The organism is Streptomyces flavidovirens DSM 40150, assembly GCF_000429085.1.
Lineage (GTDB): Bacteria > Actinomycetota > Actinomycetes > Streptomycetales > Streptomycetaceae > Streptomyces > Streptomyces flavidovirens.
In genome coordinates this window covers 24,423-36,935 of record NZ_AUBE01000008.1, presented here as the reverse complement: position 1 = coordinate 36,935, position 12,513 = coordinate 24,423, and the positions used below count along the sequence as shown (strand labels likewise).

Here is a 12,513-nt window from a genome sequence, read left to right as displayed (position 1 = left end):
GCACGCGAATCAGTCCGAAGCCATGGTCGCCCCGCCCGAGTAGGCGCGGCCCTCAGGTGCTTGTCAGGGCGCCTGCACCAAGGGGGGCTCGCCCAAGGGCGTGGTCAGTACCTCGCGCAGCGCACTTACGGCGGCGATACCGATGCGTTCGGCGAGGACGTCCTCGATGACGGCGAGGGTGGCCTGGGCGCGCCGGTGAACACGGACGCCTTCGGCGGTGGCGCGGATCAGGCGGCTGCGGGCGGAGGCCGGGTCGGGGACCTGCTCCAGCAGCCCCATCCCGATGAGGCCGTGCACGGCCTGGTGGGCGGTCTGCCGGGTGACGCCGATCCGGCGGGCGAGTTCGGAGACCGTGGTGCCCTCGTCGTCGAGGGTGGCGAAGACCGCGGCCTGGGCGACGGTCACCGGCTGCTCACCCGCCGCCCGCATGCTGGCCAGCAACGCGTCGTCGAACCAGCGCTTGGCCTCGCTGAGCAACTGAGGCAGGTTCCGTGCGGGGGTGGTCATGGCTCCTCGGGGGACGGGGGTTCGAGCATAGCGACAGGTCGGCGGTGACCCCGGTCGGGCGAGAGGGGCACGGCGCCGACCACGGGTGGGCGGGCCTGTCGGACGAAGCCGTCGTCCTTCACCGCGTGCCCTGCCCGCACAGCGCAGGTAAGTAGGGTGTCAGAGCGACGGCAGAGGAGTGCCGCACCGGCCGCAGTACCGGGCGTCGCGCTCCGCCGCGAGACGGCCGCAGTCGGGGCAGACGCGGTCCAGCAGGCAGGCCGCCTCACCGCCTTCCTCCTGCGTCCCGGCTCCGGCCGCCCCTGTCACTTCCCGCAGCCACGACCGCTCCGCGCGACTGGTGGCACGGGCGATGAGGAGCATGCCGCGACGGTACGGATCGTCCGTGTCATCGGCGCGCAGCGGGCGGTCTTCGCCGGAGTCGGAGTCGGAGGAGTCGGAGTCGTAGAAGAAGCTCGCCGGCCGCTCCAGGAATTCGAGGCGCCGGCGCAGGACCGCCTGCCGGTCCGCGGCGTCCGGGAGGTGGGAGAGGAACGCCAGGATCGTGAAGTACCGGGTGCTGTCGCTGACTTCCAGATCGTCCGGTTCCCGGAGTCGCCGCAGCAGCTCGGCGCCGCCGGCGGCGGTCAGGGTGAGGGTGTGCCGCTGGGCGGCCGCGGCACCCGGTTCGATCCGCCGGTCCAGCAGCCCCGCCTTGACCAGGCGGTTGATCGCCGGATAGAGGCTGCCGTCACTGACCGGCCGCGTGTGGCCGGTCAGGTGGGCGATCCGGCGGCGCAGTTGGTACCCGTGCAGCGGGCCCTCGGCCAGGAATCCCAGAATCGCGAGCTCCAGCATGCTGCTAGTGTCGCACATCGAATCGAGGTACCTCGTGTCGAGGTAACACGCGAGGTGGGAGACGAGCCAAGGGGGCCGGTATGGCGTACTCCGAGGAATGGGTCACCGCACGGGCGCGTGACGCCTATGTACACGGCCGGGCGTCGTTCGGCGTACGGCCCGAGCGCTCGGCGCTGCTGGTCATCGACATGCAGGACGAATTCGTCCGGCCGGGCTGGAGCCCGTACTGGGTACCGGCGGCCACCCGGATGGCGCCCCGGCTGCGCGGGCTGGTCGAAGCGTGCCGGATCGCCTCGGTGCCGGTCATCTGGACCGTCTTCGACGACACGCATCTCGGCCTGGACCGGCCGCACGCCCTGCGTTACCTGCCGCACGCCGACACCGACTGGCGCAGGCCGGGCCCCGCCGAGGTGTGGGAGGAGATGGGCCGCCGCCCCGACGAGGTGGTGATCCGCAAGCCTTCCTACGGCGCGTTCTACGACACTCCGCTCGACACGATCTGCCGCAACCTCGGCCGCGACACAGTCGTCGTCACGGGGACGCTCACCAATTACTGCTGCGGCACCACAGCCCGGCAGGCGTACGAGCGCGGTTACAAAGTCGTGTTCGGCGCAGACGTCACCGCGACCGACGACGAGTCCCGGCAGGAACCGGAACTCGCCGTACTGCGAAAGGGGTTCGCACGTGTACTGACCGCCGAGGAGATCACGGACCGGCTGATCGGCCGGCCCCGCAGCTCGGGCCCGGCCGACGGCTCGTGACGTCAGGAGTGCTGCTCGCGCTTCCTCGGCTCCCCGCCCGCCTCCGGTGCGTACGCCGAGCAGTCGGGGTTCCGGCAGGGACCCGGGCGCCAGATGGGGACGAAGACCCCTAGGGACTTGTGCCGTTTGATTTCGGACGTGACAGGGTGCTTGCAGACCGGACAGACGTGTCGGGCCCGCGTTTCGGTCTCACGCTCATTGCTGCCCATGTCTCTAATTTATGCCCACCCCGCGAAATAGGACAGACCGGACACTCAGGTCAGCAGCTTGTCCCGCCAGCGCACGAAGAGCCGCTCCGCGTCGCCGCTGTACGACCACGGGATCCGGGTGGCCCGGTTGTCCAGGAGGCGGAAGACGGCAGTGGCCTCCCCTTCCATTCCGGCGTGGACCAGCCCGTGGGCCAGGTAATTGAGGTCGGCGACGTCCTGCGCCTGCGGGACCGTCCGATGCTTGATCCACTTCTCCAGGGCCGTACGCAGGTCCCAGCGCGCCCGGTCCCCGTTCCAGTGGAAGGTGAGGCCGATCGCCGTCCTGCCCTCGGCCTCCGTCTGGAAGCGGTACTGCTCGGCCCGCGCCACCTGCGGCATGATCGCGAGCGGCGAGCCGGCCGGGGCGTACGACGCGGCCTCCCAGGCGAAGTTGTTCGCCTCGCCGTGCGAGCCGTGCCAGCGGGCGGAAAGGTAACGCAGTGCCTGGTGGTGGCCTTCCCGGTGGTACAGGTCGCGGTCCCTGAGCTCCTTCCACCAGTGGCCCATGTTCGGGTCACCGCCTTCGTACAGCCTGCCGAGCGCCACCAGCGAGACGTACGGGTGCGGGTCCTCGGGGGCGAGGTCGGACGCCTGGAGGCACATGCGGGCCGCCCGGTCCAGGCTGTCCTTCCCCGGCATCGTCCCGGTGCGCGCGCCGGCGAACATCCGCATCACCTCGGTCTCCGCGCGCAGCACCGCCGCGTCCGGGTTCGTGGGGTCGGACGCCTGCCAGACGTCCACGGTGCGCCGGTTCGCCGCCGCGTCGGCGAGCAGGCGCAGCCGGTGCGCGCGCCGGTCCCAGTCGTCGCGGGAACGCTCGGCGAGCAGGTCGCGGGCGCCCTCCCAGCGGCCCATGACCATGTCCTGGCAGCCCTCCGCGAGGGCTCGGTCACCGAACGCCTGGTCGTAGAGCGGTGCTCCGGAACGGCGGCGCAGCCAGGCGGCCATGGGCGGGTTCCCTCTCTGGTCGGGCGCGGGTACGGCACGGGTAAAGGGGACCGGTACAGGACGTGTACAGGCACTCGCACACGTACTGGCCGGTACGGACCGGATGCGTCAGAAGTCGGTGAGGATCTCGTCCCGGCGCCCGGCAGCCGCAGGCGCCGGCTCCGCCCCCCGCCCTCCGTAGAACTCGTCCGCCGCCTCCGCCTGCTCCGGGTCCAGCGGCCTCGGCCGGTAGTACGAGCTGCCCTGGAACCAGGACAGGACCATCGGCACCAGCCCCAGAGCCAGCGCCCCGAGACCGATGGCGAGGGCACTGCCGCTCAGCTCCGGGACGGACCTGGCGAAGATCCACAGCATGAAGAGCGCTCCGCCGAGCGGCCACAGCCCGATGAAGACCAGATTGCCCAGGGACTTGAGCAGCACCCTGCGGTAGGCGACGACGGCAGAGAGCCCGGCGAGGGCGTAATAGAACGCGATGTGCAGACCGATTCCGCTCACCGCGTCCCGGACGAACTGCGCGCCGGAGCCCACCGTCGCCGAGACCAGGATGAGCAGCAGCGCGACGAGCGCCACGGCCGCCGTGGCCACCCAGGGCGTCTGCCACTCCCGGTGGGTGCGGGAGAAGACGGCGGGAACGGTACGGTCGCGGCCCATGGCGAAGAGCGTGCGGGTGGCCTGGAGGAGCGTGGTCTCCAGCGTGGCGATCATCGACAGCGTCACGGCCAGCACGAGCAGCCGCCCGCCCCATCCCGGCCAGATGGCCTCGCCGAGTACGGAGAGGAATCCGGCGGGGTTGTCCCGCACCGCGTCGGCGCCGATGAGGACGTTGGTGGCGATGGTGAAGACCACGAAGACGACCAGCGCCACCAGTACGCCGACGATGCCGCCCAGGCCGAAGGTGCGGCGGCTGTTGCGGGTCTCCTCGCTGAGGTTGCTGGTCACGTCCCAGCCCCAGTAGCTGACCCCCGCGATGAGGGCGCCCGCCACGAAGGTGTGCGACGCGTCGAAGTGGCTGAAGCCGAACCAGGAGAGCGAGAAGTCGGCGGCGTTGCGGTCCTTGGTCAGGGCGAGGGCGGCGAAGAGGAGGAGCAGCCCGAGCTGCGTACCGGTGAGGACGGTCCTGGCGTGCGGGCTGATCCGGGCGCCGAGGGCGACGACGGTCGCCATGAGCAGGAACCAGCCGATGCCCACGGCCGTGGCCAGTGCGGTGCGTCCGGCCAGTTCGGGGTCGATGAGTGCGAGGGTGGCCGTGCCCGCGGGCAGGGTGGCGGAGACGAGGAAGACGGTCGTCGCCACGACCAGGGCCCAGCCGCTCAGGAAGCCGAGGAAGGGGTGGAGCGCGCGGGCCACCCAGGTGTAGGTGGCTCCGGCGTTGACTTCGAGGCGCCCGAGGTGCCGGAAGGCGAGCGCGATGCCGATCATCGGGATCGCGCAGTACAGGAGCACAGCCGGGCCGGCGACGCCGACGGCGAGCACGAGCGCGGGGAGCGTCGCGGCGATCGTGTGGGCGGGGCCGCAGCCGGCGACCGCCATGACGACGGAGTCGAAGGTGCCCAGGGCGCCCGCCCGCAGGCCGCCCCCTTCGGAGCCGGGCCTCTTGCTCAACGGTTGCGCCTTTCCGGTGACGTACGTGAAATGCCTGCCTCGGGCAGGAGACAGATCTTGCACATGGTCACCGGTTCGACACAAGGGGTTGAGTGCGGATTCCTACCATTCGAGAAGGTCGTACAGAGGAGAGCCTCTGCCACACTGGACTAGACCTACGGATTTCGTTGCGCAGGCCCCTCCCCCAGCATTTCGGTCACCCAGTTGTGAAACGCCCCGATGTGGTGCTCCGCCGGGACGAGTACGCCGCCCTTGCGGTACGCCCGCGAGGCCATGGCCGGCTGGGTCCGTTCGCAGGCATCGAAGTCCTGGACGTTCACGCGGTGGAACAGCTCCACGGACTTGTCGAGGTCCGCTCCCGACGCGACGACTCCGGGGGCGTACAGCCAGTCGCACTCCACCACCGTGCGGTCCTCGGCCAGCGGGAACATCCGGTGGACGATCACATGGTCGGGCACCAGGTTCACGAAGACCTGGGGCCTGATGGTGACCGCGAAATAGCGGCGGTCCTGCGCGTCGGTGATGCCCGGCAGCCGGCCGAAGCCCGCGCTGCCGTCGACGGTGAAACCCTGCGCCTCCTCACTGAACTCGGCGCCGTGCCCGACGTAGTACTGCGCCGCCAGGCCGTCCGCGAGCTCCGGTAGTACGTCGGTCAGTTCGGGGTGGATCGTCGCGCAGTGGTAGCACTCCATGAAGTTCTCGACGATCAGCTTCCAGTTGGCCGCGACGTCGTAGCTGATGCGCCGCCCCAGGGTCAGGCCCTCGGTCTCGTACCGCTCGATCGTCACGGTGTCGCCGAGCCGCTCCACGACGGCGCCGATGACGGTGTCCTCGAAGGACGGCGGCTCGTCGGCGAGGCAGATCCAGGCGTAGCCGAGCCATTCCCGCAGCGCGACCTTCACGAGGCTGTATTCCGTGCGGTCGATGTCGGGCATCTTCCGGAGGTTGGGGGCCGCGACGAGTGTGCCGTCGAGGGCGTACGTCCAGGCGTGGTACGGGCACTGAAGGTTGCGCCGTACCTCCCCCGCGCTCTCGGTGCACAGCCGCGCGCCGCGATGACGGCAGACGTTGAGGAAGGCTCGCAGTTCGCCGGTGCGGGTGCGGGTGACGAGTACGTTCTCCCGGCCCGCCTGGACCGTACGGAAGGCTCCGGGGCGGTCCAGATCGGCGCTGCGGACGGCGCAGTACCAGAGCGACTCGAAGATGCGCTCCTGCTCGCTGCGGAAGATCTGGGGGTCGGTGTAGAAGTGGCCGGGCAGGGTGGAGATCAGGCTGCCCGTGCCGCCGAGGCCGGCCACGATCGCGTCATGGGTGGGTGGCATCTCGCGAGACCTCGCTCACTTGAGAATGTGGGTCATCTGCGGGTCGAAGAGGGGCTCTTCGGCGACGGTCGCGGCCGTCTTCTCGCCGAAGTAGGTGATGTGGACGGGGGTGCCGGGAGCGAGCGGCGGCAGCCAGGCGTAGGCGACGCAGCGGCCGAGGGTGTAGCCGTAGCCGGCGCTGGTGACGTAGCCCGCCGGGCGCCCGGTGCCGTCGATGGTCACCGGCTCCTTGCCCAGGACCACGGCGGCGGGGTCGTCGAGCGTGAGCGCGGTGAGTCTGCGCGCCGGCTCCCCGCGCGCTTCCAGGGCCAGCAGGGCCGCACGCCCGGTGAAGTCGCCCTTGTTCATACGGACGGCGAAGCCGAGACCCGCTTCGTACGGGGTGTGTTCGGCGGTCATGTCATGGCCCCAGGCCCGGTAGCCCTTCTCCAGACGGAGGCTGTTGAAGGCGGAGCGCCCGGCCGCGACGACGCCGTGCCGCTGACCGGCCTCCCAGAGCGTGTCCCACAGCCTGAGCCCGAGGTCGGCGGTGGTGTAGAGCTCCCAGCCGAGCTCCCCGACGTAACTGAGACGCATGGCCGTGACCGGGACGTGGCCGATGTGGGTCCGCCGCGCCTTGAAGTAGCCGAGGCCCTGGTGGGAGAGGTCGTCGCGGGTCAGTGGCTGGACGAGGTCGCGGGCGAGCGGGCCCCAGACCCCGACGCAGCAGGTGCCGGCCGTGATGTCGCGGATCTGTACGTCGTCGGGGGCGCCGCGCAGCAGCAGGTCGAGGTCGGCGGGCGAGTTCGCGCCGAGCTGGAAGTGGTGTTCGGCGAGGCGGGCGACGGTGAGGTCGGAGAGAATGCCCGCCGCCTCGTCGAGGAGCAGCGTGTAGGTGACCGAACCCGGTTTCTTGGCCAGGTTGTTGGTGGTGGTCCGCTGGAGGAAGTCGAGGGCGCCGGGCCCGGTGACTTCGAGCCGCCGCAGCGGCGTCATGTCGTACAGGGCGACCTTCTCGCGGGTCGCCTTCGCCTCGGCGGCGGCGATCGGTGACCAGTGCGTGGCGGACCAGTCGTCGCGGGCCGGGAGCCCGGTGAGGGTCTCGGCGAGCGGGGCGTTGGCTTCGTACCAGTGCGGGCGTTCCCAGCCGCCGCCCTCCAGGAAGTGGGCGCCGAGCTGGAGCTGGCGGGCGTAGAAGGGGCTGACGCGCAGCGGGCGGGGCTCCTGCGGCGGCTGGAGCGGGTGGATGATGTCGTACACCTCGACGAACTGCCGCGCCGCCCGCTCCTCGGTGTACGCCGGTGAGCGCTGCGCGGTCTCGAAGCGCGTCAGGTCGCATTCGTGCAGGTCGATGGAGGGGCGGCCCTCGGTCATCCACTCCGCGAGCGCCTTGGCGACCCCGGCGGAGTGGGTGACCCAGACGGCTTCGGCGAGCCAGAAGCCGCGCAGTTCGCGGGTCTCGCCGAGGACGGGCATGCCGTCGGGGGTGAAGGAGAAGACGCCGTTGAAGCCGCTCTCGACGCGGGTGGCGGCGAGGGCGGGCAGCAGGGCCCTGGCGTCTTCCCAGCTCGGTGCGAAGTCGTCCTCGGTGAAGGGGTACGAGGAGGGCATGACGGGGGCGTCGTCGTAGCGCGGGACGGTGAACGGGTCGACGGGCAGCGGGCGGTGGGCGTACGAGCCGATGCCGACGCGGTCGGTGTGCTCACGGAAGTACAGGTCGCGGTCCTGGTGGCGCAGGATGGGCCGGGTGGCTTCCCGGTCCGCGCCCGCGAGTTCGTCGAGGGGGGTCGTACGGGCGTACTGGTGGGCGAGTGGCAGAAGGGGGATGTCGACGCCCGCCATGCGTCCGATCACCGGCCCCCAGAAACCGGCGGCCGACACCACATGGTCGGCGGGGAAGGTGCCCTGGTCGGTGACGACGCCGGTGACGCGGCCGCCGCGCTGCTCGATGCCGGTGACGGTCGTACGGTCGAGGATGCGGGCGCCGCGTGCGACGGCCCGCTCCCGCTGCGCGCGGGAGGCCGGCAGAGCGCGGGCGAGGCCGTCGCCCGGAGTGTGGAAGCCGCCGAGCACCAGGTCCGGGTCGAGGAAGGGCCACAGCTTGAGGCACTCGCCGGGGCCGACGACTTCCCCGGCAACGCCCCAGGAGGCGGCGAGTCCGGCCCTGCGGTGGAGGTCGGCGAGGCGGGCGGGGGTGGTGGCGACTTCGAGGCCGCCGACGGGGTCGAAGCAGGCCCGCCCGTCCGGCGCCCGCAGGCCGCTGAACTTCTCCACCGTGTAAGTGGCCAGGTCGGTCAGGCACTTGGACGCGTTGGTACGGAAGACGAGGCCGGGCGCGTGCGAGGTGGAGCCGCCGGGGGCGGGCAGCGGCCCCTGTTCGAGGACGGTTACGTCGGTCCAGCCACGGGCGGTGAGTTCGTCGGCCAGCGAGCAGCCCACGATGCCCGCGCCCACGACGACCACACGCGGGCCGGCGCCCCGGCCTCGTACCGCCGCCATCAGAGCACCACCACCGAGCGGAGCACCTCGCCGCGCCGCATCCTGGCGAAGGCCTCCTCGACGTCGTCCAGGCCGATCGTCTCGCTGACGAACGCGCCGAGGTCGAGCTTGCGGCTGAGGTACTGGTCGATGAGGATCGGGAAGTCCCGGCTGGGCAGACAGTCGCCGTACCAGGACGACTTGAGGGCGCCACCGCGCGAGAACACGTCGATCAGCGGGATGTCGAGCCGCATGTCGGGCTCCGGTACGCCGACCTGGACGAGCACCCCGGCGTGGTCGCGCATGTAGAAGGCCTGGCGGTACGTCTCGGGGCGGCCCACCGCGTCGATCGCGACGTCGACACCGAAGCCGCCGGTGAGTTCACGTACTGCCTCGACCGCGTCCGTACCACGGGAATTGACGGTGTGGGTGGCGCCGAAGCGGGTGGCGCCGTCGAGCTTGGCGTCGTCGATGTCGACGGCGATGACGCGGCGGGCTCCGGCGAGGGCGGCTCCGGCGATGGCGGCGTTGCCGACGCCGCCGCAGCCGATGACGGCGACGGTGTCGCCGCGCCCGACGCCCCCGGTGTTGACGGCCGCTCCGTAACCGGCCATGACGCCGCAGCCGATGAGACCGGCGGCCTCGGGGCGGGCGGCGGGGCTCACCTTCACGGCCTGACCGGCGGCGACGAGGGTCTTCTCCGCGAAGGCGCCGATGCCGAGGGCGGGGGTGAGCGGGGTGCCGTCGAGGAGGGTCATGGGCCGGGTGGCGTTGCGGCTGTCGAAGCAGTACCAGGGGCGGCCTCGGCGGCAGGACCGGCAGTCGCCACAGGGGGCGCGCCAGGCGATGACAACGTAGTCGCCGGGAGTCAGGTCGGTGACGCCTTCCCCGACGGCTTCGACGATGCCGGCGGCCTCGTGGCCCAGCAGGAACGGGAAGTCGTCGTTGATCGCGCCCTGTCGGTAGTGCAGATCGGTGTGGCAGACCCCGCAGGCCTGGACGCCGACCAGGACCTCTCCCGGTCCGGGGTCGGGGACGGTGATCGTCTGTATCTCTACGGGTGCGCCCCTCTTGACGGCGACGACCGCACGGACCTCATGAGGCACGATCCGACCCCTCTCTTGTTGCGCAATGCACGACTGGTTGCGCGATGAGAGACATACTGGGAACGCGATCAGGAGGCCGTCAAGGGGGCGAAGCCGGACTGGACGGCTGCCGCGTCCGTAAGTCCGGCCCAGCGCCGAGTTGACGGTGGATCAGGCGCGGTAGCCCATGCGGTACGACAGCTCCCCCGCCGCGTCGACCGCCAGCTTCGCCAGCTCCACCAGCCGCACCTCGTCCATCCGGTACACCGGCCCCGACACGCTCACCGCGCCGATCACCTGCCCGTCGTGCGCCCGCACCGGCGCCGCGACCGCGCTCAGCCCGACCTCCATCTCCTCGGCCACGACGGCGTACCCGTCGCAGGAGATCTCCGCGAGCTGGGCACGCAGTTCGGCCGCAGAGGTCACGGTGTGCTCAGTGAATCTCGGCAGCCGGCGCGCCAGGAAGGCCTCCCGCATCGCCGTCGGCATCCCCGCGAGCAGCACCTTCCCGCTGGACGTGGCATGCAGCGGCGTACGCCGTCCCAGCCAGTTCTGCGCGGTGACGGACGCCGCGCCGCGCGCCTGCATGACGTTGACCGCCGCGTCGTCGTCGAGGACCGCGATGTTGACCGTCTCCCCCGCCTCGTCGGCGAGTTCGCGCACGACGGGCGCGCTCTCCTGCGAGATGTCCAGCCGCCCCGCGGCGGCCCCCGCGAGTCTGAGCACCCCGGCGCCCAGGTAGTACTTCCCCCGGTCCTTCGACTGCCCCACCAGGCCGCGGTTCTCCAGCACACCGAGCAGCCGGAACGCGGTCGACTTGTGTACGTCCAGCTCGTCGGCGATCTCCGTGACCCCCGCCTCACCCAGCCTCGCCAGGATCTCCAGCACACTCACCGCGCGGTCCACCGACTGAACGGAACTCGCGCCCGCCTTGACCCGCTTCGCCTCGTCCGGCTCCTCCACAGTGACTTCGCCGCCCTTGCTCGCCATGTGTCCGCTCTCACCACCTGACGGCCGATTGACGGCCGACTTCCATGGGAGCCCTTGACGCAGCGGCTCCCGATCCGGATTGTGTTCCGCATCTGTTGCGCATCACGCGCGTCGATGCGCGATATGGAACGTCATGTTACCGAAGAGTGAGCTCAAGGGGGCTCTGGTGATTCCTGTCTGCCACCTCGACGACCTGCCCGAGGGCGAGTCCGTCCGCCTTTCCACCGAGCCGCCGATCGCCGTGTTCCGTACCGCCGGCGCGCTCTACGCGATCGACGACACCTGCTCCCACCAGGACGCCTCGCTCTCGGAGGGCTGGCTGGAGGGCTGCTTCGTCGAATGCCCGCTGCACGCCGCGCTGTTCGACCTGCGCACCGGTCAGCCCACCTGCCTGCCCGCCCGCCGCCCGGTCCGCACCCACCGGGTCTCGGTCGACGACAGCGGTTTCGTCCACGTCGAGGTGGCCGCTGATGCCCGGGCCGCCACCAGGGAAGGAAGCGCCGCGTGAAGACCGTCGCCGTCGTGGGAGCCTCGCTCGCCGGGCTGTACGCGGCGCGGGCCCTGCGCGCCGAGGGGTACGACGGCAGGCTGGTGATCATCGGCGATGAGCTCCACCGGCCGTACGACCGGCCTCCCCTCTCCAAGGAGTTCCTCACGGGCGCGATGGACGAGGACCAACTCGCCCTCAGCGACGCCGGGGAGGAGGCGGAGCTGAACGCCGAGTGGCTGCTCGGCGTACGCGCCCAGGGGCTCGACGCCCGGGGGCGCGCCCTTCGCCTGGACGGCGGCCGTACGGTCACCGCCGACGGCGTGGTCATCGCCACCGGCGCCACCCCGCGCCGGCTGCCCGGCGCCGCCGCACTGAGCGGCGTACACACGCTGCGGACCCTCGACGACGCGCGGGCGCTGCGCGCCGAACTGACGGGTCGCCAGTCGGCACGTGTCGTGGTCGTCGGCGCAGGCTTCATCGGCTCCGAGGTCGCCTCCTCCTGCGTCGCGCTCGGCCATCACGTGACCGTCGTGGAGGCCGCGCCACTGCCGCTCCTGCCCCAGCTCGGCGAGGCCATGGCAACGATCTGCGCCTCGCTGCACGCCGACCGGGGAGTGCGGCTCATCACCGGCACCTCGGTCGCCGCCCTGAGCGGCGCCGGCGCGGTCACCGGCGTACAGCTCACCGACGGGCGGCTGCTGCCCGCCGATGTGGTCGTCGTCGGCATCGGAGCCGCACCCACCACCGGCTGGCTGGACGGCTCGGCGCTCGCCGTCGACGACGGCGTGCTGTGCGACGGCGGCGGCGTCACCACGCTGCCGCAGGTGGTCGCGGTGGGCGATGTGGCGCGGGTCGCGGGCACCCGCTCCGAGCACTGGACCAGCGCCACCGAGCAGCCCACCGTGGCCGTGCGCAACCTGCTCGCGGGGCGCACGGTGGAGGCGGCGCGCCCGCTGCCGTACTTCTGGTCCGACCAGTACGGCGTACGGATCCAGTTCGCCGGCCGGCGGCCGGCGGACTGCACGGTGCGGATCACCGACGGCACGCCCGAAGAGCGCAGCTTCCTCGCGGTCTACGAGCGCCCGGACGGCACCGTCACCGCCGCGCTCGCCCTCAACCGCCCGCGCGCCTTCATGCGGCTGCGCCGGGAGCTCACTTCGGGCGTACCGGCGGGGCACGCGAGCCGCTCGCGCTGACAGGCACGGACTCCACCGGCTGTCCCGACAGCCCGCCGCCCCGCTCTCCGGGTTTCGTCCGGGGGGCGGG

At 71.5% G+C, this 12,513-nt stretch carries 11 protein-coding genes; 3 read left to right on the top strand and 8 right to left on the bottom strand.

Going from position 1 to position 12,513, the window contains the following annotated elements; all coding sequences use genetic code 11:
- Positions 1 to 63 precede the first annotated feature (63 nt).
- Positions 64 to 507 (bottom strand): MarR family winged helix-turn-helix transcriptional regulator, encoded by a 444-nt coding sequence (locus G412_RS0115150; RefSeq protein WP_028812828.1) that lies wholly within the window; start codon positions 505 to 507, stop codon positions 64 to 66.
- 159 nt (positions 508 to 666) lie between these two features.
- The gene (locus G412_RS34565; RefSeq protein ID WP_078606991.1) at positions 667 to 1,344 is read right to left on the bottom strand and encodes a helix-turn-helix transcriptional regulator; all 678 of its coding nucleotides are present in this window, start codon (positions 1,342 to 1,344) and stop codon (positions 667 to 669) included.
- A gap of 80 nt (positions 1,345 to 1,424) precedes the next feature.
- Between G412_RS34565 and G412_RS34560 the strand changes: the two genes are divergently transcribed.
- Entirely contained in the window at positions 1,425 to 2,105 is a 681-nt protein-coding gene (locus G412_RS34560; RefSeq protein ID WP_051338371.1) for a cysteine hydrolase family protein, read from the top strand.
- A 254-nt stretch (positions 2,106 to 2,359) separates the two neighbouring features.
- Here G412_RS34560 and G412_RS0115135 read toward each other — a convergent pair whose 3' ends face one another.
- The 6 genes from G412_RS0115135 to G412_RS0115110 all read right to left on the bottom strand — a co-directional run bounded on the left by G412_RS0115135 (position 2,360) and on the right by G412_RS0115110 (position 10,757).
- On the bottom strand, positions 2,360 to 3,301 hold the full coding sequence (locus G412_RS0115135; protein ID WP_028812827.1) for a hypothetical protein: 942 nt from the start codon (positions 3,299 to 3,301) through the stop codon (positions 2,360 to 2,362).
- Between the two features lie 108 nt (positions 3,302 to 3,409).
- Positions 3,410 to 4,903: an APC family permease gene (locus tag G412_RS0115130; RefSeq protein ID WP_037648896.1), complete on the bottom strand. Its 1,494-nt coding sequence runs from the start codon at positions 4,901 to 4,903 to the stop codon at positions 3,410 to 3,412.
- A gap of 155 nt (positions 4,904 to 5,058) precedes the next feature.
- Complete coding sequence (locus G412_RS0115125; protein WP_051338370.1) at positions 5,059 to 6,225, bottom strand: aromatic ring-hydroxylating oxygenase subunit alpha; 1,167 nt, start codon at positions 6,223 to 6,225, stop codon at positions 5,059 to 5,061.
- 15 nt (positions 6,226 to 6,240) lie between these two features.
- Positions 6,241 to 8,703, bottom strand: a complete 2,463-nt coding sequence (locus G412_RS0115120; RefSeq protein ID WP_028812824.1) for a GcvT family protein — start codon at positions 8,701 to 8,703, stop codon at positions 6,241 to 6,243.
- Positions 8,703 to 9,788, bottom strand: coding sequence for an S-(hydroxymethyl)mycothiol dehydrogenase (locus G412_RS0115115; protein WP_028812823.1), 1,086 nt, complete (start codon positions 9,786 to 9,788; stop codon positions 8,703 to 8,705). Before G412_RS0115115 ends, G412_RS0115120 begins: the two co-directional genes overlap by 1 nt.
- A 150-nt stretch (positions 9,789 to 9,938) precedes the next feature.
- Positions 9,939 to 10,757, bottom strand: a complete 819-nt coding sequence (locus G412_RS0115110; RefSeq protein WP_078606988.1) for an IclR family transcriptional regulator — start codon at positions 10,755 to 10,757, stop codon at positions 9,939 to 9,941.
- 166 nt (positions 10,758 to 10,923) lie between these two features.
- Between G412_RS0115110 and G412_RS0115105 the strand changes: the two genes are divergently transcribed.
- Positions 10,924 to 11,265 (top strand): bifunctional 3-phenylpropionate/cinnamic acid dioxygenase ferredoxin subunit, encoded by a 342-nt coding sequence (locus tag G412_RS0115105; protein WP_028812821.1) that lies wholly within the window; start codon positions 10,924 to 10,926, stop codon positions 11,263 to 11,265.
- Positions 11,262 to 12,443 (top strand): NAD(P)/FAD-dependent oxidoreductase, encoded by a 1,182-nt coding sequence (locus tag G412_RS34555; RefSeq protein ID WP_028812820.1) that lies wholly within the window; start codon positions 11,262 to 11,264, stop codon positions 12,441 to 12,443. Before G412_RS0115105 ends, G412_RS34555 begins: the two co-directional genes overlap by 4 nt.
- Positions 12,444 to 12,513: the final 70 nt, after the last annotated feature.

Coding starts and splice junctions, on each gene's coding strand:
- G412_RS0115125 (WP_051338370.1), bottom strand. CDS start 6,225: ATGCCACCCACCCATGACGCGATCGTGGCCGGCCTCGGCGGCACGGGC.
- G412_RS0115135 (WP_028812827.1), bottom strand. CDS start 3,301: ATGGCCGCCTGGCTGCGCCGCCGTTCCGGAGCACCGCTCTACGACCAG.
- G412_RS34560 (WP_051338371.1), top strand. CDS start 1,425: ATGGCGTACTCCGAGGAATGGGTCACCGCACGGGCGCGTGACGCCTAT.
- G412_RS34565 (WP_078606991.1), bottom strand. CDS start 1,344: ATGCTGGAGCTCGCGATTCTGGGATTCCTGGCCGAGGGCCCGCTGCAC.
- G412_RS0115120 (WP_028812824.1), bottom strand. CDS start 8,703: ATGGCGGCGGTACGAGGCCGGGGCGCCGGCCCGCGTGTGGTCGTCGTG.
- G412_RS0115110 (WP_078606988.1), bottom strand. CDS start 10,757: ATGGCGAGCAAGGGCGGCGAAGTCACTGTGGAGGAGCCGGACGAGGCG.
- G412_RS0115150 (WP_028812828.1), bottom strand. CDS start 507: ATGACCACCCCCGCACGGAACCTGCCTCAGTTGCTCAGCGAGGCCAAG.